General features: G+C 62.2%; 21 protein-coding genes. 8 read left to right on the top strand and 13 right to left on the bottom strand.

Features of this window, described 5'->3' with window-relative positions:
- Nucleotides 1-58 precede the first annotated feature (58 nt).
- Nucleotides 59-1,408: a hypothetical protein gene (locus PXK07_RS12695; protein ID WP_274848689.1), complete on the top strand. Its 1,350-nt coding sequence runs from the start codon at nt 59-61 to the stop codon at nt 1,406-1,408.
- A gap of 3 nt (nt 1,409-1,411) precedes the next feature.
- On the opposite strand, the gene rimO is transcribed toward PXK07_RS12695, so the two are convergent.
- From rimO to PXK07_RS12665, 6 genes are all read right to left on the bottom strand, one after another.
- Nucleotides 1,412-2,821 carry a 30S ribosomal protein S12 methylthiotransferase RimO gene (gene rimO, locus PXK07_RS12690; protein ID WP_274848688.1) on the bottom strand — a complete coding sequence of 470 codons (1,410 nt, stop codon included), beginning with the start codon at nt 2,819-2,821 and terminating at the stop codon, nt 1,412-1,414.
- Nucleotides 2,818-2,982, bottom strand: coding sequence for a hypothetical protein (locus PXK07_RS12685; RefSeq protein WP_274848687.1), 165 nt, complete (start codon nt 2,980-2,982; stop codon nt 2,818-2,820). Before PXK07_RS12685 ends, rimO begins: the two co-directional genes overlap by 4 nt.
- A 53-nt stretch (nt 2,983-3,035) precedes the next feature.
- On the bottom strand, nt 3,036-3,308 hold the full coding sequence (locus PXK07_RS12680; protein WP_274848730.1) for a DUF6455 family protein: 273 nt from the start codon (nt 3,306-3,308) through the stop codon (nt 3,036-3,038).
- Nucleotides 3,309-3,360: 52 nt separating this feature from the next.
- Nucleotides 3,361-3,645 carry a DUF6455 family protein gene (locus PXK07_RS12675; RefSeq protein ID WP_274848686.1) on the bottom strand — a complete coding sequence of 95 codons (285 nt, stop codon included), beginning with the start codon at nt 3,643-3,645 and terminating at the stop codon, nt 3,361-3,363.
- Nucleotides 3,646-3,713: 68 nt separating this feature from the next.
- Complete coding sequence (locus tag PXK07_RS12670; RefSeq protein ID WP_274848685.1) at nt 3,714-4,103, bottom strand: YigZ family protein; 390 nt, start codon at nt 4,101-4,103, stop codon at nt 3,714-3,716.
- A gap of 2 nt (nt 4,104-4,105) precedes the next feature.
- The gene (locus tag PXK07_RS12665; RefSeq protein ID WP_446728378.1) at nt 4,106-4,693 is read right to left on the bottom strand and encodes a M48 family metallopeptidase; all 588 of its coding nucleotides are present in this window, start codon (nt 4,691-4,693) and stop codon (nt 4,106-4,108) included.
- Nucleotides 4,694-5,006: 313 nt separating this feature from the next.
- Between PXK07_RS12665 and PXK07_RS12660 the strand changes: the two genes are divergently transcribed.
- The 4 genes from PXK07_RS12660 to PXK07_RS12645 all read left to right on the top strand — a co-directional run bounded on the left by PXK07_RS12660 (nt 5,007) and on the right by PXK07_RS12645 (nt 7,555).
- Nucleotides 5,007-5,258: a hypothetical protein gene (locus PXK07_RS12660; protein WP_274848683.1), complete on the top strand. Its 252-nt coding sequence runs from the start codon at nt 5,007-5,009 to the stop codon at nt 5,256-5,258.
- A gap of 192 nt (nt 5,259-5,450) precedes the next feature.
- The gene (locus PXK07_RS12655; protein WP_274848682.1) at nt 5,451-5,915 is read left to right on the top strand and encodes an ester cyclase; all 465 of its coding nucleotides are present in this window, start codon (nt 5,451-5,453) and stop codon (nt 5,913-5,915) included.
- Between the two features lie 372 nt (nt 5,916-6,287).
- Entirely contained in the window at nt 6,288-6,866 is a 579-nt protein-coding gene (locus PXK07_RS12650; protein WP_274848681.1) for a nitroreductase family protein, read from the top strand.
- Nucleotides 6,863-7,555 (top strand): EI24 domain-containing protein, encoded by a 693-nt coding sequence (locus PXK07_RS12645; RefSeq protein WP_274848680.1) that lies wholly within the window; start codon nt 6,863-6,865, stop codon nt 7,553-7,555. The genes PXK07_RS12650 and PXK07_RS12645 overlap by 4 nt, the downstream gene beginning before the upstream one ends.
- Nucleotides 7,556-7,765: 210 nt before the next feature.
- Here the strand turns inward: PXK07_RS12645 and PXK07_RS12640 are convergent, their stop codons facing one another.
- Entirely contained in the window at nt 7,766-8,041 is a 276-nt protein-coding gene (locus tag PXK07_RS12640; RefSeq protein WP_274848679.1) for a DUF1467 family protein, read from the bottom strand.
- A gap of 54 nt (nt 8,042-8,095) precedes the next feature.
- The gene (gene mce / locus PXK07_RS12635) at nt 8,096-8,500 is read right to left on the bottom strand and encodes a methylmalonyl-CoA epimerase (RefSeq protein WP_274848678.1); all 405 of its coding nucleotides are present in this window, start codon (nt 8,498-8,500) and stop codon (nt 8,096-8,098) included.
- A 224-nt stretch (nt 8,501-8,724) separates the two neighbouring features.
- Here mce and PXK07_RS12630 point away from each other — a divergent pair, with 224 nt between their 5' ends.
- Nucleotides 8,725-9,444, top strand: coding sequence for a response regulator (locus tag PXK07_RS12630; protein ID WP_274848677.1), 720 nt, complete (start codon nt 8,725-8,727; stop codon nt 9,442-9,444).
- 1 nt (nt 9,445) lies between these two features.
- Nucleotides 9,446-9,586, top strand: coding sequence for a hypothetical protein (locus PXK07_RS12625; RefSeq protein WP_274848676.1), 141 nt, complete (start codon nt 9,446-9,448; stop codon nt 9,584-9,586).
- Between the two features lie 14 nt (nt 9,587-9,600).
- On the opposite strand, the gene PXK07_RS12620 is transcribed toward PXK07_RS12625, so the two are convergent.
- From PXK07_RS12620 to aspS, 3 genes are all read right to left on the bottom strand, one after another.
- Nucleotides 9,601-10,842 (bottom strand): DUF1501 domain-containing protein, encoded by a 1,242-nt coding sequence (locus PXK07_RS12620; protein ID WP_274848675.1) that lies wholly within the window; start codon nt 10,840-10,842, stop codon nt 9,601-9,603.
- 16 nt (nt 10,843-10,858) lie between these two features.
- A complete protein-coding gene (locus PXK07_RS12615) occupies nt 10,859-12,244 on the bottom strand; it encodes a DUF1800 domain-containing protein (RefSeq protein ID WP_274848674.1) in 1,386 nt (461 codons plus the stop codon).
- Between the two features lie 178 nt (nt 12,245-12,422).
- Complete coding sequence (aspS, locus tag PXK07_RS12610) at nt 12,423-14,201, bottom strand: aspartate--tRNA ligase (RefSeq protein ID WP_274848673.1); 1,779 nt, start codon at nt 14,199-14,201, stop codon at nt 12,423-12,425.
- Between the two features lie 336 nt (nt 14,202-14,537).
- Between aspS and carB the strand changes: the two genes are divergently transcribed.
- A complete protein-coding gene (gene carB / locus PXK07_RS12605; protein WP_274848672.1) occupies nt 14,538-17,900 on the top strand; it encodes a carbamoyl-phosphate synthase large subunit in 3,363 nt (1,120 codons plus the stop codon).
- A 123-nt stretch (nt 17,901-18,023) separates the two neighbouring features.
- Here carB and PXK07_RS12600 read toward each other — a convergent pair whose 3' ends face one another.
- Nucleotides 18,024-18,902, bottom strand: coding sequence for a delta-class carbonic anhydrase (locus PXK07_RS12600; protein WP_274848671.1), 879 nt, complete (start codon nt 18,900-18,902; stop codon nt 18,024-18,026).
- A gap of 425 nt (nt 18,903-19,327) precedes the next feature.
- Nucleotides 19,328-22,363 (bottom strand): efflux RND transporter permease subunit, encoded by a 3,036-nt coding sequence (locus PXK07_RS12595; protein ID WP_274848670.1) that lies wholly within the window; start codon nt 22,361-22,363, stop codon nt 19,328-19,330.
- Between the last annotated feature and the right edge of the window lie 10 nt (nt 22,364-22,373).

The raw sequence follows: 22,373 nt of genomic DNA, 5'->3' as shown, positions 1-22,373 counted from the left end.
AACTTTTGATTGATTTTAATCCACAACAATGCACGATTTAAGTGAGTGGAGGAATGTTATGGAAAAACCTGATTATTTATTGCATGGCGAAGCAGCGCGCCTGTTTCCGGTTCTATCGAATACATCCAAAGAAGGGCGTACGACATCAATTGTTCTGGCCTGCGTGTCAAAAGTCGAAGAGTTGGGCGCAGAATTGCTTTCATCGCTTGGACAACGCGTTGGTAAGCGTTCCAGAATTGAAACGTTTACCGAGGTCGTATTTCGATCTCAAACCGAGAAAGCAAAAGACAGACCTGATGGCCTCATCGTCCTTAATAACGGTGCGAAGGAATGGCGGGCAATGGTCGAAACCAAGGTTGGCAATACGCCCTTGACCGTCGAGCAGATCGAGAAATACCGAGCAATCGCCAAAGAATGCCAGATTGACTGCGTGGTTACAATTTCCAATCAGTTCGCCACGGTTCCTTCTAATCACCCATTGGAGGAGGTGCGAAAAAGCCGCTCGAAAGTCCCGGTCTTTCACTGGTCCTGGATGTATATCCTAACCGTCGCAGATCTGTTGCTCAGCAATGATTCAGTTGCTGACACCGATCAGCGTATTCTTTTGAACGAACTCAAGCGGTTCCTCACGCATGACAGTGCGGGCGTAAAAGGGTTTGACCGGATGCCACCCGAATGGAGCGAGTTGAACAGACATGTGTCTGCCGGTGGAAAAATCTTAGCCCGATCTTCTGAAGCAACCGCCGTGCTCGACGCCTGGCACCAGGAAACAAAGGACTTGGCGCTTATCCTTAGTCGCCATACCGACACAGCTGTATCGCAAAAGCTAAGCCGTAAACATGTGAGCGATCCATCCCTCCGTCACAAAGACGAACTACAGCTTCTCAGGGAAATACAACAGCTCAGCGCGACCTTTGACGTTCCCGACGCCGCTGCCCCGCTGGACGTCGTCGCCGACATGAACCGCAGAACAATAGAAGTCGGCATGACACTCAGGGCTCCCGAAGACAAGAAATCAGCGAAGGCACGATTGAACTGGCTGCTGCGGCAAATAAAAGTGGAAAATGTGGATGAGGTATTCGTACGCATGAAGTGGCCAGGGCGCAGCGAAGACACTCAGTTTCCCATTACCGACCTAATTGCATCTCCTGATCTTTGCGAAAAAGATAAGAATGGCCTGCAAGTGGTCAGCTTCCACCTCTACCGAGCCAAGAGATTGGGTGCCAAATTCATTCAGCAAACCAACTTCATTGCCGAGCTGGAACAGATCGTACCGGCATTCTACCGCGACATCGGCCAGAATTTGGTAGCTTGGCGGAAACCTGCTCCAAAGATCAAGGTGCCCCAACCGGAAGTCGACCTTCAGAGCCTTGAAGATGAGGCAGAGATGGAAGCACAGGAAGGCTGACGGCTAACCCGCCACCAACGCCCCCCAAAGGTCATACTCCCCGGCCTCGTCCACCTCGACGGTGACCAGATCACCGACGGTCAAGCCTTCGGTGCCCTCGTCGATGAACAGGTTGCCGTCAATCTCAGGCGCGTCGGCCTTGGTGCGGCAGGTGGCGATGCCGTCTTCGTCGATGTCGTCCACGATGACCTGGCAGATCTGCCCGACCTTGGCCGCCAGCTTGGCCTCGGAAATGGCTTGCGCCTTTTCCATGAAGCGCTCCCAGCGTTCCTGCTTCACCTCTTCGGGCACGTGATCCGGCAGATCGTTGGAGCGCGCTCCGGCGACGTTTTCGTACTTGAAGCAGCCCACCCGGTCGAGCTGTGCCTCGTCCATCCAGTCCAAGAGGTGCTGGAACTCGGCCTCGGTCTCTCCCGGGTGGCCGACGATAAAGGTCGAGCGCAGGGTGATCTCCGGGCAGGTGTCGCGCCAGGCGCGGATTTCGTCCAGTGTCTTGGCCGCTGCTGCGGGACGCGCCATGCGTTTCAGCACATCCGGGTGGGCGTGCTGGAAGGGGATATCCAGATAGGGCAGCAGCGCATTGTCCGGGTCCGCCATCAGCGGGATCAGCTCGCGCACATGGGGGTATGGGTAGACATAGTGCAGCCGCACCCACAGCTCCGAGGCCGGTGCCAGTTCGCCCAGCGCGCGGGACAGGTCGGTGATATGGCTGCGGATTGCTCCGCCTTTCCAGGGGTTCACATCATACTTTCGGTCCAGCCCATAGGCCGAGGTATCCTGGCTGATCACCAGAAGTTCGCGCACGCCTGCATCGACCAGCTTCTCCGCTTCGCGCAGCACCGCATGGGCCGGGCGCGAGGCGAGCCGCCCGCGCATGTCGGGGATGATGCAGAACTTGCACTTGTGATTGCAGCCTTCCGAGATCTTCAGATAGCTGAAATGGCGCGGGGTGAGGCTAACGCCGGTGGCGGGCAAGAGGTCAACAAATGGATCGGGGCTGGGCGGCACGGCGGCGTGCACGGCATCCAGCACCTGTTCGTACTGGTGCGGGCCGGTGACGGCGAGGATGCGCGGATGATGGTCGCGAATATACTCCGGCTCGGCGCCCAGACAGCCGGTGACGATGACCTTGCCGTTTTCCTTCAGTGCTTCACCGATGGCCTCCAGGCTTTCGGCCTTGGCGCTGTCCAGGAAACCGCAGGTGTTGACGATCACCGCATCGGCGCCTGCGTAATCGGCGCTGATGCCGTATCCTTCGGCGCGCAGGCGGGTGAGGATCCGTTCGCTGTCCACCAATGCCTTGGGGCAGCCGAGCGAAACCATCCCAAGGGTCGGCTGGCCCGCGCGGGGCGAGTCACCGAACTGGGCTTTCGGGGCAAGGTCGGGGCGAAGATCTGGCGGATTGCTGGTCATGGCAGCGCATATAATACGCGCACCGGGCTTTTGGAATGGATGATTTGACCCATGCCCCGTCCTTTGCGCCTGCCGCGCCGCGACAGCGGCGCCGCGCCCAAGGCCGCCAGCGGGTCCTGGCGCAGCCAGGGCACGCGCGGGCGCGGGAGTTCCCCTTCCATGGCGACCTCCGGATCAGATCGCGATCCTGGCGCCGTGTCAGATCGTTACCCGTTCAGCCGCCGACAGGTTCTTTCTTCGCGTGCAACTGCTGCAGCCTGTCCGCATTGTTGCATCCCTCCGGAGCGGCTTCGGCGTGATCATGTGCCGCGAGCCATCGCTGGCATTTCTCGACGCAGCCACAGGCCCGGCACTGGTTGATCATCTCCGCCCAGTCCTCTTCGCTGATCTGACCTGCGGCAAAGGCTTCGACAAGATCCACATCGGTTGTCTTCGCCATCAAACCGAGCAATCGAAGATGAAACAGGGCCTCACCCAAGGGCTGCATGATCAAACCTCCCAATCCTTGCTCAAACGGCCGCCCGTCTCCCGCACCGCCCTCATTGAGACGGCTCGCGCAGGAACCCCAGCAGATCCCGGTTGCGGCAATAATCCGGAGTATCGCCCGCCACGACGCCCGGCTGCGCGGAGCGCAGCCAATCCTGACAGGTTTCTGGATGAGCGCAGCGGGTACAGCGCAAGACCGCCTCGGCGATCTCATCGAAATTCAGCCGCCCGGCAATGGCCTCTTCCTGCAGGTCCAATCCAACCGCCTGCCCCATGTCATCAAAGAGGGCCGCATGGGTTTTCAATGCGCGGTGCGGCGCCGCCTCCCGTTCGTCCATAGCGCGTTCTCCAGGATCCGTTTCAGGCGCAAGGGTAGCACGGGGCCGCGAGGAGACATTGATGCAGGTCAAGCGGGCGGTTGGGCGTCCAGATAGGCACGCACCGCATCCTGCACCCGGCGAAACCGGTCTCCGCCCAGCTTCTTGCCGCCGTACCAGCGGGTCACGATGATCACATGGTCGCTCACCCCTTGGCGCTCCATCATCCGCAGGATCACCATGCCGGCACCGCTTTCGCCATCATCGGCCTTCAAGCCCCCCGTCGGCAGGATCGCCGCCCAGGTGTTATGAGTGGCCTTGGCATAGGCGCGGTCCGTCTTCAACTCTGCCAGCACCCGGTCCACCTCGGCCCGCGATGTGACAGCGGCACCGCTGACCGCATAGCGCGACCCGCGGTCTGTCAGCACCACGCCCAGCCTGCTCAGCGCGGGTACCCTGTCGCTGTCTGCATGCCCCATGGTCAGTTCAGCCCGTACCGACTGATGGTATCCTGCACCACCCGGACCCGGTCTGGATTGGCCGGATGGCTGCCAAGAAACATGTCGCCCGGATCCGGCAAGCGGGAGAAGAACTGCACCCCGACGCTGGGCCGATAGCCCGACTTGTGGGTGATGATCGTCCCCAGCCGGTCCGCCTCCAGTTCGAACGCCTTGGAGTAGCTGCGCGCGCCGACGATGGCGCCCAGGTCCTGCGCATTGGACACATCCGCCGCAGTGCCCCCCGCGAGCGTTGCCAGACCGGCCAGCAGCACCGATCCCGCCGCAGCGTTCTGTTGCTGGCGTGCCAGGTGGCCCTCGATATGGTGGGCCGTCTCATGGGCCATGACAAATGCCAGCTCATCCGCATTGCCGAGCTGCCCCAGCATGGATTGGGTAAAGGTGATCACCGGCCGCCCCGAACGGGCCAGGCTCTGATAGGCATTGGGAGCGGCCTTCGGGTTGGGATCGATACCGATTGCAAAATCGCAGTTCATCCCTTGGGTTTCCGTCCGGCAAATCCGCTCTGCAACCGGTTCCACCCGCGCGACCACGGCCCTGAAGCTGGCCATGTCCACTCCGCCAGGCCGGTACTCAGTCACGCCACCGGGCGGGACAGGGCGATCCTCGCTCGAGGGCGGTACCTGCACCGCACAGGCGCTGAGTGCCACAAGGGCGCAAGCAATCAAAACGCGGCGCATCGGCCTATCCTTCGTTCTTTCGTCATCGTGACATTGCGCGCCACGTAGCGCACGGCATGGATCTAAAGGCTGCGGGCCTGCATTTCCAGTGTGCCCCTCGCCCCTATGCCCCATGACAGCATCATATTTCCCCTGCCCATGCAAACGCTTGCCAATGCGCCTGCCGCAGTGGCAACATCCGAGCATGTTTACGATCGAGCATGAATTCGACTCAACCATCGTGACCCTGGTGGACGAGGGCGACGCCCCTCTGACCGAGGATGTCACCATCAACGCCTTTGCCGAATGCGTCACCGTCGAACAATACGACGCCCGGACCGATCGCGTTGAGAAAATTACCCTTTCCTACAACCAGTTGCGGGATCTGGCCGCCGCCTTGGACCTGCCGGAAGGGGTTTACCGCCTGGTCCCGGAAGAGAAGGCCGGACCGGCATAGACATCCGACACATGCATCTGCCTCCTTCTGCCCTGATCTACGAACCGGGCAGAAGGCTCCGCCACGGCATTGCACCCTTTGCCCTGCCAGGGTTTTTCCGATTTTCACTTGCGTCTCGGGATGAAGAAGTCCCTGTACAGAGACAGCCAACCTGTTCACAATACAAACAGTTTATCGATTTTGGTGTTCCACATGACTAAGTTGCACACGGTTTCCAGTACCTTCGACAAGGAAACACACCTGCTCCAATTCCTGCGGGCCGCCTTTGACGGCGAGCAGCGCCTCCAGATGGAAGACTACATCGCGCCAGAGGCCAGCTTTTGTGGCCCGGTGACCGGCGGTGTCACGGTCCCGATGCAGGAATGGGCCGAATTCTCTTCTGTCGTGAAAGGACTTGTCGGCCCAAGCACCTTTGAGGTGACGCATAAGGTCGAACAGGGAGACTGGCTGACCCTGCGGCTTCACATCCGGTCGGAATGCTTGATCACGGGCAAGGCCATCGAGGGGTTTGATTGCCTGCTGGTCCGGTTCCAGGGCGACAGGATCGCAGAATACATCGGGCACATGGATTATCTGTCGTTCTTTCAGGAGCTGGATCTTGTTCCGCCGGGCGCTCTCCATGCCTGCCTGAGTGGGCAAAGGCTGACCTGGGAATAACCACCCATATGCAGACCTCCGGTGCCACCGGCTTTCTGGAGTTGACAGGCCCAGCCTCACCGAAGGCGCTAAGACCGGATCACATCCCGGGCCAACCCCTGTGCCAGTTCGGGGATGTGCCACAGCGGCGCTGGTGACGGGGTGGCCTGGTCCAAAACCGCTTTGTCACCTGGTCCAAAGCCGACTAATCTCGCCCCGAACAGGAGCCATGCACACAGGCCAAGGACACGGGCCACGACGGCTGCCACAGGACGCGTTCTTGCAGCGCACCGCGGCGCCTGCGTGCCGTATTCTACCGCCGCCCAGCTCCGAACCTCTTGAAATAGCTTGGCCAGCCAACATATACAGCACCAATGTAAAAAGGTTTCACATATGCCCGATCGCAATGACGCCGCTCTGGACTTCCTGCTGACCCGCCGTTCGCGGCCCGCAAAGACGCTGATCGCCCCGGTGCCAGGCCGCGATGAGCTGATGACGCTGCTGACCGCTGCCGCGCGCACGCCCGACCATGGCAAGCTTGAACCCTGGCGGTTCATCGTCATCGAACAGCGCGCCATGGCGCGCCTTGCCGATCTCACCACACAGGCCGGTGAGCGCCTTGGCAAATCGCCTGAGGATATCGCCAAGGGGCGCAGCCAGTTCGAACTGGGCCAACTGGCCGTGGCCGTGATCGAAGTGCAGACCGAAAGCCCCAAGATCCCAGCGATCGAGCAGACCTATTCTGCCGGTGCGGTCTGCCTTGCGCTGCTGAATGCGGCCCTGGCCGCTGGCTGGGGCGCGAACTGGCTCTCTGGCTGGGTCAGCCACGAGCGTCAATTCTGCGAAGAGGCTTTTGATCTTGCACCAAACGAGCGCATCGCCGGGTTGATCCACATTGCCACCGAAGGCGCTACGCCCCCCGAACGCCCGCGCCCGGATCTGGATCGCATCACAAGCTGGATCAGCACATGATTTTCGACGCATTCTTCAAGACCCTGGCCCAGACCGGGGATCCCAGGTTCCGCCGGGTCCTGTTTCTCGGCATCGGGCTGACGCTGGCCCTGCTGGTTGCGGCCTATATCCTGTTCTTCTTTGCCATCCAGTGGCTTGTCGGCCCGGAAGTCACCCTGCCGGTGCTCGGTGAAGTGACCTGGCTGGACGATATCCTGTCCATCGGCTCGGTCTTCCTGATGCTGGTCTTGTCGATCTTCCTGATGGTACCGGTGGCCTCGGCGATCACCTCGATGTTCCTGGACGAGGTCGCGCAGGCGGTCGAGGACCGGCATTTCCCGACGCTGCCCCCGGCGAATGACCCGACGATCTGGGAGGGGCTTCGGGATACGGTCAATTTCCTGGGCGTACTGATCCTGGCCAACCTGCTGGCCCTCGCGCTCTATTTCCTGTTCACGCCGATCGCGGTGTTCATCTTCTGGGCGCTCAATGGGTTTTTCCTGGGACGCGAGTATTTCACCCTGGTCGCAGCGCGGCGCGTCGGAATGCCGGAGGCACGCCGGATGCGGCGCCAGCATTTGGGAACGATCTGGCTGGCCGGGACATTGATGGCCATGCCGCTGACCGTACCGCTGGTAAACCTGGTGATCCCCATCCTGGGCGCGGCAACCTTCACGCATATCTTCCACGCCCTGAAAGGCCGCGGCTAAAGGCGCAGATCTCCCGCGCCCGCAGGCGCACAGCCTTCGGCTGTCACGCCTTGGCGGCCTTGGGCCCGGCGCCGCGCTCTGCGCGGCGCCGGGCCCAAGGGGAGGACGTCTTTTTTAGAAAGGCGAACGACGGGCGGGAGCACGCCTTGCCCCACTGCCTGCTTTCCCCCACTGCCTGCACCCATTTCCAGATATCAGCCGGTCCAAATATCAGCTGGGATCGGGCAACCGGTCGAACCAGTCGAAATCATTGACGCTGATTGCACCAGAAAGGATGATCCCGGCCACGATTGCCCAGATCACGCAGGCGGCCAGGGTGGTGATCCAGGCCTTCTGCTTCAGATAGTGGTTTTCAGGCGCCCCCGCATGGGTGCCGGGGACAATCTCTCCCCTGTCGCCTTGGGTCTCTACCCGGATCGGGATCACGATCAGAAAGGTCATGAACCAGATCACCGCATAGAGAACCAGACCGGATGTAATTCCCATGGCACCTTCACTCCCAATGGCCCGCGCCGATCCTGGCGCTGGCAACAGATAGGATCAAACCTGCTCCAGTTCCACCAGGCAGCCGTTGAAATCCTTGGGGTGCAGGAACAGCACCGGCTTGCCATGGGCGCCGATCTTCGGCTCACCCGATCCCAGGACCCGCGCGCCCTGCGCCTTCAGATGATCGCGGGCGGCCAGGATATCCTCGACCTCATAGCAGACATGGTGAATGCCGCCCGAGGGGTTCTTTTCCAGGAACCCATTGATCGGAGAGTTCTCCCCCAAGGGATAGAGCAGCTCGATCTTCGTGTTCGGCAATTCGATGAACACGACCGTCACGCCATGATCCGGCTCGTCCTGCGGTGCGCCGACCTTGGCACCCAAAGCATCGCGATACTGGGCCGAGGCGGCCTCAAGGTCCGGTACGGCAATGGCTACGTGGTTCAATCGACCGATCATGGCTGGTCTTCTCCTCTGACATCCTGTTTCCCCTCCTTAAGGCCAGAGGCCGGGGCGGGGCAAGTGCGCCATTGCGCACGGCTCCTGCGATTGACCCAATCCTGACGCAACGACCTGCCCGCAACGGCGCGCGCCGGATCTGTGCCGGATCTATGCTCGGGCGTTAACTTGTAATTAGCCTCAAATCCATAGCGTCAGCTCGTATCCCGCAAGGAGTATGAGTAATGGACGATTCGGAACTGTTTGCTGCCGCCCACCGTTTGCCGACGAAACGGCGCCCGCTTCTTGGCCTGACCATCCTGGTGGTCGAGGACAGCCGCTTTGCATGCGAAGCGCTGCGCCTGTTGTGCCTGCGCAGCGGTGCCCGCATCCGCCGCGCGGATTGCCTCAAATCGGCACGGCGGCACCTGAAGGAATACCGCCCCTCGGTGGTGATCGCCGATGTCGGCCTTCCCGATGGTTCCGGCACCGAACTCATTTCCGAAATCAGCCGCGTCACCCCGCGCGTTTCGGTCATCCTTGCGATTTCAGGCGATGAGAACAACGCGGAAGCCGCGCTCGAAGCCGGGGCCGATGGCTTCCTGGCCAAGCCGATCACCTCTTTGGCGGCCTTCCAGCACGCCATCCTGTCGCGCCTGCCCGCTGAGCGCCAGCCTGCGGGCCTGCAGGACCTGTCAGATGAAACGATCGAACCGGATCTTCTGGCCTTCCGCGATGACATGGCCCATGCGGCGGATGTGCTGAACGAGGATCACGAGGGCAAGACCCTGGATTACCTGGCCCAGTTCGTCAGCGGCGTTGCCCGCAGCGCCGGCGATGGCCCGCTGGCCACGGCCGCGGCCAATCTTGCCAAATCCCGCCTGAACGGGCTGCCCGTCGGGGCAGAAACCGCCGTGCTTGCCGGAATGGTGCAGGAGCGCCTGGAACGGAAGATCGCCATCTGACATGCTCGAAGTCATTCTGATCGCCCTGGCCACCCTGGCCATCGTTCTCTATCTCCAGGCCCGCCAGGCCGCACGGGAAATCCGCCAGAACCGCGAGCGCAGCACCCATGAGGCGATTGTGTTCTACCGGAGTGACCGCTAGGTCAAACCGGGTGCCTACCGCAGAAAGCCAGGGTTTGCGCCCATCTCCAGCCCCGGGAAGATCACCCGTTCCAGCTCCGGCTGATTGACGCCCGTGAGCCCCCGCAGCATCCAGGCCGCCGCCGCGCGCACATCGCCCGTGGGCATCAGATCGCGCCGGTCATAGAGATCTGCCTCTGCCAGCCCAGGCCAGCGGCCATAGACCTTGCCGCCACGGATCGCACCACCTGCCATCACCATTGCGCCGCCGGTTCCGTGATCGGTTCCGCCCGTCCCGTTCTCGCGCGCCGTGCGACCAAATTCCGTCATGGCAATGACCGCGGTCTTTGCCCAGACCTGTGCCCCCACCCCGGCCTTCAGTTCCAGCAGAGTATCGGACAGCCGTCCCAAGGCAGAGTTCAGGGTGGCCGCCTGCCGGTTGTGGGTGTCCCAGCCATTGATCGAAAAGGCGGCGATCCGGGTGTCGGCGCGCAGTTGCTCGGCGGCATAGGCGGCGATTTTCACATGGGCCTTTCTCACATCAGCCTGCCCCGGTGCCGCTGCGGGCATGCCCGCCATCACCTCCATCTGAGGGGCATCCAAGGTCCCCAAATCGTCCGAAGGCAACGCAACCGTTGCGCGGGACAGGTCCAGCGCCTCTGACAGGGCCGCGTGGAACAGCGGATCGTCCTCCATCAACAACCCGGCCAGACGCTCGGCCTGGGCGCTGATCAGCAGGGAGGCATCCGGCGACCAATCGGCAACCGGCGCGGCCCCCTGCAACAGCTTCAACTCTCCCTGCCCGATGGCAAAGGCCGTGCGGGCCTCGACGCCGGGCTGCACCTGCAACAGACGGTTGAGCCAGCCATCGCGCCGGTCTCCCAGCCCAGGCGTGCCCGCCTCCAAGAGATCCTGGCCGTCAAAATGGCTCCGCTTGTCCCGATAGGGTGTCGAGACCGCGTGCACAAAGCCCAGCTCCTCTGCCCGCCACAGCGGCATCAGCGGCGCCAGGGCCGGATGCAGGGCATAAAACCCGTCAAGATCCAGCCCGCCATGCTGCGGCCCGCCGCGCAGTTTCTGACGCAGGGCCGCATATGCGGGATCGCCATAGGGTTGCACCACATCCAGCGCATCCATGCCGCCACGCAGGATAATCACCACCAGCCGCCCCTCCCAGGGGGCGGAGGCAAAGCTGACCGGCGTCATCAGCGGGCTGGCGGCAAGACAGCAGCCCAGCGCAGCGCTGCGGGTCAGAAAACTCCGGCGGGACGGATCCATGCTCAACTCTCCTGCTCTAACGACGCTGAAACGCCGGGGCGCATAGCACAAGGCCGATCGCCTCGGCCTGGGTTTCGGCAGCCCCCGCTGCAAAAAGAACTTTTCCATCGGCAAAGCGACCAAGACCGCCCGTGGCGAAGGCGCGCGGATCGGGAAGTGCCGAGGTCAATCGCTGCGGCGCCGCGAGAGCCCAGCGCAGCCGGGCCGACAGGTTTTGCGGGGTGATCCAGTAGCCGTCTTCCTCGGCCCATCCATCCGGCCCTGCGGCATCCTCCCATTTCTGTCCCATCAGGGCCATCGGAGCAGAGAAGATGCGAGCCAACTGGCGCGGGGTCAGCTGCGTGATCGCCTCGGGCGTCACCGCCATGGCCCGGCAGGTCGACCCGATGAAATCAAAGGGGGGCTTCACGTTGTTCAGGCTTGGCTGCCAGGCTGCGGGATGTTCCAGCAGCGCCCCATAGACATCCGGAAGGTAGCCACCGGTCTGGAGAAACCGGGCCTCCACATGGGCAACCAGATCGGGATCCGGCTGGTCCGCGACGAAGTGAACGGCAAGTTTGCGCGCGATGTGCCTGGCGGTGGCCGGATGGCGTGCAAGATCACGCAGCGCCTGCAGGACCGGCTGCAGATCACCTTTGAGCGCGCCATAGGACCGTCCAAGAACCTGCTCGCTGCCCGGCTCGGCCAAGCCCCGCTTGAAACTGAACCCCGATTTCAGAGTGTAGCTGAGGCCGGTAAAAAGCTCTGCCAACTGACGCACGTCCTGTTGGCTGTAGGGACCGTCCACCCCAAGGGTGTGCAACTCTAGCACTTCGCGCGCGAGGTTCTCGTTCAAACCGCCGACCCGTTCGCGCCGCTGCGCCGCCGGACTGTTGGGACCTGCCGAGATATTCTGATCCAGATAATGCAGCATCAACGGGTTGGTCACTGCCGCGATCAGCATGTCTTCGAACCGCCCCGAGATATTGGCGCGGATCGCGGTTTCGGCATAGGGCGTGGCCAGGTGCAAGAAGGCCCCGCGCCGGCCCTTTGCGGTGAAATGATCTGCCCAGAACAGGGTCAACCTTTCGCGCAACCCATCCGAGCTGCGCGCATAGCGCAACAGACGCTGCGAGAACATCTGCAGCCGGTCGATGCGCTTTTGCCGCCGATACGCGCGAAAGGCCTCGTCAGCGGCGTCATATCCGGACTTGTTTCGCAGTTTCTGGCGTTTGGCCCGCAACGCCCGATATGTGTCGGTATCCCCAAGGGCTGCATCAAACGCCTGCACCGGATAGAGCCGGGCCATGTCATCCGGCCCGTTCAGAGCAGTCAGCATGGCATCGACCGACGTTGGCGGGTCAATCACCGGCGACAGACCACAGCCAAATCGGATGGCAGCCAAGTCTGGATCAAACAGCATCCGTTATTGTTCCCGTCCACATGTTGCGTTTGCAGGCGCAATGATACGACCGCGGGCCCGCGGTTCCAAAGCCCATAATCCGTCATACGCAGATCCCCGCCGGTTCCGGCGCAGACATGCAAAAAGCCCGGAGCAAGAGGCTCCGGGCTTCGGTCGCATTCATTGGCGCCTTGGCCGGTTACTGATCCTGCGGGATCACGCGCAGGCCCAGTTCCATCAGCTGCTCGGCCATCGGCTCGCTTGGCGCCGACATCATCAGATCCTCGGCGCGCTGGTTCATCGGGAACATGATGACCTCGCGAATGTTGGCTTCATCGGCCAAGAGCATTACCATCCGGTCGATACCCGCCGCGCAACCACCGTGGGGCGGTGCGCCATACTGGAAGGCGTTGACCATGCCACCAAAGCGTTTCTCGACCTCTTCCTTGCCGTAACCGGCAATCTCGAAGGCCTTGAACATGATTTCCGGCTTGTGGTTCCGGATCGCGCCCGAGACCAGCTCGTAGCCGTTGCAGGCGAGGTCATACTGGTAACCAAGCACCTTCAGCGGATCGCCGTCCAGCGCCTCCATCCCGCCCTGCGGCATCGAGAAGGGGTTGTGTTCGAAATCGATCTTGCCGGTTTCCTCGTCCTGTTCGTAGATCGGGAAATCGACGATCCAGGCAAAGGCAAAACGGTCCTTGTCGATGAGGCCCAGTTCCTCGCCGATCACATTGCGGGCGCGGCCTGCGACGGCCTCAAACGCTTTGGGCTTGCCGCCCAGGAAGAAGGCCGCATCGCCGACGCCGAGCCCCAGCTGCTGGCGGATCGCCTCGGTGCGCTCGGGGCCGATGTTCTTGGCCAGGGGACCTGCGGCCTCCATGCCTTCGCCCTGGTCGCGCCAGAAGATATAGCCCATGCCCGGCAGGCCCTCGCCCTGGGCAAACTTGTTCATGCGGTCGCAGAACTTGCGGCTGCCGCCCGTGGGCGCGGGGATGGCGCGCACCTCGGTGCCCTCCTGCTCCAGCAGCTTGGCGAAGATGGCAAAGCCCGAGCCGCGGAAATGCTCGGAACAATCCTGCATCTTGATCGGGTTGCGCAGGTCCGGCTTGTCGCTGCCGTACCATTTGGCGGCATCCTTGTAGGAGATCTGCGGCCATTCGGTATCGACCTTGCGGCCACCGCCGAATTCCTCGAAGACACCCTGCATCACCGGCTGGATGGTATCAAAGACATCCTGCTGGGTGACAAAGGACATCTCCATGTCCAGCTGGTAGAAGTCCGCGGGCGAACGGTCGGCGCGCGGGTCCTCATCGCGGAAACAGGGCGCGATCTGGAAATACTTGTCAAAGCCCGAGACCATCATCAGCTGCTTGAACTGCTGCGGCGCCTGCGGCAGGGCGTAGAACTTGCCCGGATGCAAACGGGACGGCACCAGGAAGTCGCGCGCGCCTTCGGGCGAGGATGCGGTGATGATCGGCGTCTGGTATTCGTTGAAGCCCTTGTCCCACATGCGCTTGCGGATCGACTGGATCATCTGCGAGCGCAGCACCATATTGTTCTGCATCTTCTCGCGGCGCAGATCCAGGTAGCGATAGCGCAGGCGGGTTTCCTCCGGGTATTCCTGATCGCCGAAAACCATCAGCGGCAGTTCCTCGGCCTTGCCCAGAACCTCGATATCGCGGATGAAGACTTCGATCTCGCCGGTGGGGATCTTGGGGTTCACCAGGCTTTCATCGCGCGCCAGCACGTTGCCGTCGATGCGGATACACCATTCCGAGCGCACCTTCTCGATCTCGGCAAAGACCGGGCTGTCGGGATCGGCCATGACCTGGGTGATGCCATAGTGGTCGCGCAGGTCGATGAACAACAGGCCGCCGTGGTCGCGGACACGATGGACCCAGCCGGACAGGCGCACGGTGTCGCCCACGTTGGATTTGTTCAGTTCGGCGCAGGTATGGCTGCGATATGCGTGCATGGGTTGGCCTCTTTTCGGCTGAAACGGGCAATTGGGCTCGGAAGGCTTCCGAAAGCTTTGCGCCGATACACCTGCTGCGCCTGCGGAAGTCAAGGCCCGAGGCCCTCTGCGACGGGTTTCACCCCCCATATTGCGCGCAAAATTCACTGCATCGTGCCTATGTCGGCCAGTATAGGGTAAGGTGGGGGCCATGAGCCAAAAGCGGCATTTTGCAGCGCCGCGCCAATCCCCCTTGCACCTTTTTGCTCTGTCCCTATAACGCAGGACAATTTGGGCGCTGGGGGCGCCCGGTGACTCGACCCACATTCCGCGCGCACAATCGAAGGACACAAGGCCATGCCAAAAAGAACCGACATCCAGTCGATCATGATCATTGGTGCGGGGCCCATCATCATCGGGCAGGCCTGCGAATTCGACTATTCCGGCGCTCAGGCCTGCAAGGCGCTGCGCGAAGAGGGCTACCGGGTGATCCTGGTGAACTCCAACCCCGCCACCATCATGACCGATCCGGGCCTGGCCGATGCCACCTATATCGAGCCGATCACGCCCGAGGTCGTCGCCAAGATCATCGAGAAAGAGCGTCCCGACGCACTGCTGCCGACCATGGGCGGGCAGACCGGCCTCAACACATCCTTGGCGCTTGAAGAGATGGGCGTGCTGGAGAAATTCGGCGTCGAAATGATCGGCGCCAAGCGCGAAGCCATTGAAATGGCAGAAGACCGCAAGCTGTTCCGCGAAGCGATGGATCGTCTTGGCCTGGAAAACCCGCGCGCCTCGATCATCACCGCCCCCACCCGCGAAAATGGCACCGCCGATCTGGATGCAGGCGTGCAACTGGCGCTGGAAGCGCTGGAGGAGGTCGGCCTGCCCGCGATCATCCGCCCCGCCTTTACGCTGGGCGGCACCGGCGGCGGCGTGGCCTATAACCGCGAAGATTACATCCACTACTGCCGCTCCGGCATGGATGCCTCGCCCGTGAACCAGATCCTGGTCGACGAGAGCCTCTTGGGCTGGAAAGAGTATGAAATGGAAGTGGTCCGCGACAAGGCGGACAATGCGATCATCGTCTGCTCGATCGAGAACGTCGATCCGATGGGTGTGCACACCGGCGATTCGATCACCGTGGCCCCGGCCCTGACGCTGACCGACAAGGAATACCAGATGATGCGCACCGCCTCGATCGAGGTGCTGCGCGAGATCGGCGTGGAAACCGGCGGCTCCAACGTGCAATGGGCGGTGAACCCCGCCGATGGCCGCATGGTGGTGATCGAGATGAACCCGCGCGTCAGCCGCTCCTCTGCGCTGGCCTCCAAGGCGACCGGCTTCCCGATCGCCAAGATCGCCGCAAAACTGGCGGTGGGTTACACGCTGGACGAGCTGGACAACGACATCACCAAGGTGACGCCCGCATCGTTCGAGCCCTCCATCGACTATGTCGTCACCAAGATCCCGAAATTCGCCTTCGAGAAATTCCCCGGCTCCGAACCCTACCTGACCACCGCGATGAAATCCGTGGGCGAGGCGATGGCCATTGGCCGCACCATCCACGAAAGCATGCAAAAGGCGCTGGCCTCGATGGAATCGGGCCTGACCGGCTTTGACGAGGTGGAAATCCCCGGCATGAAAGCCGGCCTCTGGGACGAGGCAACCGGCGATGACAAGGCTGCCGTCATCAAGGCGATCAGCAAGCAGACCCCGGACCGGATGCGCACCATTGCCCAGGCGATGCGTCACGGCCTGAGCGACGACGAAATCCAGGGCGTTACCAAGTTCGACCCCTGGTTCCTGGCCCGCATCCGCGAAATCGTCGAGGCCGAGCGGGACCTGCGCAAGACCGGCCTGCCGATGCGCGAAGACGAACTGCGCGCGCTCAAGATGCTGGGCTTCACCGATGCCCGCCTTGGCGCCCTCACCGGCCGCGACGAGGACAACGTGCGCCGCGCCCGTCAGAACCTGGGCGTCAATGCCGTGTTCAAACGGATCGACACCTGCGCAGCCGAGTTCGAGGCGCAGACCCCCTATATGTACTCCACCTATGAAACCCCGATGATGGGTGAGGTGGAATGCGAGGCGCGCCCGTCCGACCGCAAGAAGGTCGTGATCCTGGGTGGTGGCCCGAACCGGATCGGCCAGGGGATCGAGTTCGACTACTGCTGCTGTCACGCGTGCTATGCGCTGACGGATGCCGGTTATGAAACCATCATGATCAACTGTAACCCGGAAACCGTGTCGACCGACTATGACACCTCGGACCGGCTGTATTTCGAACCGCTGACCTTTGAACACGTGATGGAGATCCTGCGGGCCGAGCAAGCGAACGGCACCCTGCATGGCGTCATCGTTCAGTTCGGCGGTCAGACCCCGCTGAAACTGGCCAATGCGCTGCAGGACGAGGGCATTCCGATCCTCGGCACCACGCCGGACGCCATTGACCTCGCCGAAGACCGCGAACGCTTCCAGGATCTGGTGAACAAGCTGGGCCTAAAGCAGCCGCATAACGGCATTGCCTCCACCGATGCGCAGGCACTGAAAATCGCCGAAGAAATCGGCTTCCCGCTGGTCATTCGCCCCTCCTATGTTCTGGGTGGCCGCGCGATGGAGATCGTGCGCGACATGGACCAACTGAAACGCTACATCAACGAGGCCGTGGTGGTCTCGGGCGACAGCCCGGTGCTGCTCGACAGCTATCTGGCCGGTGCGGTCGAACTGGATGTGGATGCGCTTTGCGATGGCACCGACGTGCATGTGGCGGGCATCATGCAGCACATCGAAGAGGCCGGCGTGCACTCGGGCGACAGCGCCTGTTCCCTGCCGCCCTATTCGCTGTCCAAGGATGTGATCGAAGAGATCAAGACCCAGACCCACGCGCTGGCCAAGGCGCTGAATGTGGTCGGTCTGATGAACGTGCAGTTCGCGATCAAGGGCGACGAGATCTTCCTGATCGAGGTGAACCCGCGCGCCAGCCGCACCGTGCCGTTTGTTGCCAAGGCCACCGACAGCGCCATCGCGTCGATTGCCGCGCGCATCATGGCGGGCGAGAAACTGTCCGCCTTCCCGCAGCGTGCGCCGTATGAACCCGATGCCGGTTACGACGTGGACGTGCCGATGGCCGATCCGATGACCCTGGCCGACCCGAATATGCCCTGGTTCTCGGTCAAGGAAGCAGTGCTGCCCTTTGCCCGCTTCCCAGGCGTCGACACGCTGCTTGGCCCGGAAATGCGCTCCACCGGTGAGGTGATGGGCTGGGATCGCTCCTTTGCCGGCGCCTTCCTGAAGGCACAGATGGGCGCGGGCATGGTGCTGCCGTCCTCGGGCCGCGCCTTCATCTCGATCAAGGATGCCGACAAGGGCGCCACCATGCTGGAGGCCGCCAAGATCCTGATCGAGCAGGGCTTTACCCTGGTGGCCACCGGCGGCACCAAGACCTGGCTGGACGGCCATGGCGTGCCCTGTGAGGGCGTCAACAAGGTCTATGAGGGCCGCCCGCATGTGGTGGATCTGCTGAAGGACGGCCATGTGCAGATCCTGATGAACACCACCGAAGGCGCCCAGGCGGTCGAGGACAGCAAGGAAATGCGCTCGGTCGCGCTTTACGACAAAATCCCCTATTTCACCACCGCCGCCGGCGCCCATGCCGCCGCCCTGGCGATCAAGGCCCAGGCTGAAGGGGAAGTGCAGGTCAAGAGCTTGCAGGGGTAAGGTCCCCCGTTTTGCAGAATGCCAAAGGCCCCGGAGTATCTCCGGGGCCTTTTTCTACCTCCACATGGAGACCTACGCCCCTTCACCGGGCTTTTGCAGATCCCCTTGGGCGCGCACGGTCACCTACCGTCCAATCTCCGACAACAGATCCGGATTGATCACAAGGTTGCGCACCCCGTGGGCGTGGTCTTCGTCAAAGGGGTTGTAGGCCAGCCACTTGGCGACCGACTGGATGCTGACCTTGGCCACCTTTGGCCGGACCGACCAGGTCACCTGAAAGGGCGAGCCTTTCTCATTGTAGCCGGGGCCGGTGGTAGAGCCTGCATATACCACCGGGCGTCCGGTATCGCTGGGGATATTGATCGCCTGGGTCAGGCCGTTCTTCTTTTCCAGCCGGGTCAGCCTGGTGAAATCAAGCGCCGCGTCATCGTTGACCAGCACATAGACCTGCGCCTCGACGCGCAACTGCGGATTCCCGATCGCATCGCTCAGGCAGGAGCCCAGCGTCGGACCGGGATCCACCCGGGCGGTGGTGAAGACATAGTGCACTTCGATTGTGTCGCCCGGTTCCAGGCCGCCATGTGCGGTGGCGCCGACCTCCTGATCAAAGGGCGCAAGCTCGGCTGCGCTCAGCGCGCCGGAGTATGCGTAGCCGCTGCCATAGCCATGGCCATCGCCATTGCCGACATAGGTCGTGAACTCACCGCCGCGATGTTCGGCGCTTTCGTGGAAATGGATATTGCAGAGGTTCATCTCGCGATAATCCGGTGCCGTCCCGAACCGCACACGGTTGCTGCCCCCTGCCCGGTCGATGTCCCGTGGCGCCTGCGGACCAAAGCCCGCGAACAACGTGTTCTCCGCCAGGGTCCGGCGCTGCTCGGCAATCACCGCGTCGGGAACCTCGGCCCCGGCATGATCACCACCGCTGCCTTCTGAAAATACAGGGGCGGCGCAGAGGGAAAAGCATGAAATCAATATGGTGTTCACAAATGGCTTTTTCATGGATTGCTCCTTTGCCGGTTGTTGAACCTGTCCCGATCCTGCCCCAGATCCCCTTGTTTGCATAGGGGTTTATCCGTCGCCTTGTATCGGTCTGCCGGTCGAACGAATTGGCAAGCCTTGGCAAAATGGTTTGACCCCCGCCCTGCAATACGGTCTGCTGCAGGCAGAGCAGCAACAAAAGGAGCGCTCATGATGCGCCTGATCGTCCTCTTTCTTGGCCTTGTCACCCTGTCGGCCTGCGACGTACCGCTTATTCCGCTGATCTAGGGCGGCGCGGCTTTTCCCCGATACGGCGGGCATTGTTGAGTGATCCAAAACGGGGTCAACACCCTACGGCTGGCACCCAATCACAGCCTCAATAATAAGACCAAGGCCCCGGAAAACCCGGGGCCTTGGTCTTATTGCAAAAGGTTGCCGATACCCGATCAGGCTGCGGCCTGCCTGTCTTCGCGGGCAAAGAAGATCAGGTAGAAGACCGGCGCCGCCACCAGGGTCAGCACGGTGGCAAAGGCCAGCCCGCCCATGATGGTGATCGCCATCGAAACGAAGAAGGCATCCGTCAGCAGCGGCACCATTCCTAGGATCGTGGTGATCGCGGCCAGCATCACCGGGCGCAGACGCGACACCGAGGCCTCGACGATGGCCGCCCGCAGCGGGCGCCCCTCGGCGCGGACCAGGTCGATCTCCTCGACCAGGACGATACCGTTCTTGATCAGCATCCCCGACAGGCTGAGCAGCCCCAGAAGCGCAGTAAAGGTGAAGGGCATGCCCGTTCCCAGAAGGCCGATCACCACGCCATTGACCGACATCGGCACCAGCAGCCAGATGATCACCGGCTGACGGATTGCGTTGAACAAAAGCACCGAGATCAGCACCATGATCAGCAGCGAGACTGGCAATTGCGCGCCAAGGCTCGCGTTGGCGTCGGCAGAGCTTTCGTGTTCCCCGCCCCACTCCATCCGGTAGCCCGGCGGCAGGGCCATCTCTTCGATGCTGCCCTGCACCGATTTGAACACGGTCGCCGCCGTTACATCCGGCGAGATATCCGCACCGACGGTCAGCGTGAACACCCGGTCGCGGCGATGCACCAGGGTGTTTTCCACCTGCACATCGATCCCGTCGATCATCTGCTCCAGCGGCAGGAACCTGTTGGAGGAGGTCGAGAACACCAGTTGATCCATGATGTTATGCTCGTCCTCCGGTGCACGGCGCAGCACGATCGGGATCAACCGGTCGCGTTCCCGGAACATGCCGGCCGTCAGACCATCGGTCGAGAACTGCAGGGTGTCGGCAATGTCTTCGCGGGTGACACCGGCGGTCTGGGCCCGGTCGGTGGCATAGACCGGTTTCAGCACCAGCTCCTGTTCGCGCCAATTGTGCCGCACGCTCAGGATATCCTCGGAGGCCGCCGACAGCCGTGTCATCGCCTCTTGCCCCAACTGGCGCAGGACCATCGGGTCGGGACCGGAAAACCGCACCTGGATGGGATCACCGCCGCCCGGACCAAAGACCAGCCGTTTGGTGCGGAACTCCGCCTCGGGGAAGTTCTGCCGCCCAAAGGCCTCAAGATCCGCCTGCAGGGCAGGAATATCCTCCAGGCCCGTGGCGCGGATGATCAGATGCCCATAGCTCGGGTTGGCCTTCTCAGCCGAATAGGTCAGCATGAAGCGGGTTGCCCCCTGCCCCACAAAGGCGGCGGTCGAGACGACATCCTCCCGCTCCCCCAGCCAGTCTTCGATCCGTTTCAACTGGGTCGAGGTGGTGTCAATCGCGGTGCCCTGCGGCAGCTTCAGATGCACGAAGAACAGCGGTGTGTTGGAATCCGGGAAGAAGGCCTGTTTCACCTGGCCAAAGCCAACATAGCAGGCCCCGGTCAGGACAATCAGCCCCACCACCACCAGCCAGCGCAGTTTCAGCGCAAGGCGCAAGATGGCTCCATAGGCCCGAAACACCACCCCGCCGTATTCATCGCCGCTGGCACCGGTGCCGCGCTTGAAGAAGTAATGCCCAAGCAGCGGCGTCGCGGTCAGCGCCAGCAGCCAGCTCAGCAGCAGCGAAATGGCGATCACCGCAAAAAGCGAGAACAGGAATTCGCCGGTCGAATCCGGGCTGAGGCCGATCCCGGCAAAGGCCATGATGCCAATGACCGTGGCCCCCAATAGCGGGATCTGCGTCTTGCTGGCAGCCTCATGCGCCGCCTCGCGGGAGCTTTTCCCGCGCAGCATGGCGATCTGCATGCCTTCGGCGACCACGATGGCATTGTCCACCAGCATCCCCATGGCAATGATCAGCGCCCCAAGGGAGATCCGCTCCATCTCGATGCTGAACAGGTTCATGAACAAGAGCGTGCCCACCACCGTCAGCAGCAGGGTCGCACCGACGACCACAGCCGCCCGCAGCCCCATGAACAGCGCCAGAACCACCACCACGATGACAACGGACATGGCCAGGTTGACCAGGAAGTCATTGGAGGCCTGCTCCACCACCACATGCTGCTGGTAGATCGGCTGCAGTTTGACCCCATAGGGAATATCCCGATCCAGCTGCGCCAGCTTGGCATCGACGTTCTTGCCCACATCCACGATGTTTTCCGAGGCGATCCCGGCCACGCCCAGGGTAAAGGCCTCGGTTCCGTTGTAGCGCACGATCAGCTTGGGATCGGCAACCCGGCCCCGGTGGACCTTGGCCATGTCGATCACGTTGATGACCTCGCCCTGGACCCCGACCGACAGGCCGGCAATCTCGCTCACGCTGTCCGATCCATTGGGCGCCAACAGGCGTGTATCGGAATCGCCTGCGTCCAGCTTGCCCGCCGGGCGCACCGAGTTCGAGGTGGCAATGGCATTGGCAATCGCCGTCATCGGCACGTTGAGATTGACCGACACCGCGATATCTGGCTCCACGTAGATCGCCTCGTCCGGCAGGCCCGAGACCTCCACATCGGCCACCCCTTCCACGGTCAGCAATTCGCGCCTCAGAAAGGTTGCCAGCTCGTGTTTTTCACCGTCGCTGAACCCTTCCGCGGTCACCGCGTAGAACAGGCCGAATACATCCCCGAAGGAATCATTCACAATCGGCTGCCGCGTGCCGTCGGGCAGGGATTGCGCCGCATCGCGGATCTTGGCGCGCAGCTTGGTCCAGACCGCGGGCAGCTCACTGCCGTCATAGGTCGATTTGATCTCCACCTCGATCAGCGATTGGCCCGGCTGGTTGATGGAGGTGATGATATCCACCTCGGCCATCTTCTGGATCGCCGATTCCAGCGGCTCGGAGACCTCCAGCGCCACCTGTTCCGCCGTGGCACCGGGGTATTGCGTGACAATCACCGCCTGTTTGATGGTGAAGGCCGGATCCTCCAGCCGCCCCAGCGACAGGAACCCCCAGATGCCGCCAAACAGGGCGATCAGCATCACCAGCCAGGTGAGGATCGGTTTTTCGATAGATCCGCGTGCGATGTCCATAGGTGCGCCC

The sequence above is a fragment of the Phaeobacter sp. QD34_24 genome, from assembly GCF_028890115.1.
Taxonomy (GTDB): domain Bacteria; phylum Pseudomonadota; class Alphaproteobacteria; order Rhodobacterales; family Rhodobacteraceae; genus Phycobacter.
This window is presented reverse-complemented; position numbering and strand designations above follow the sequence as displayed.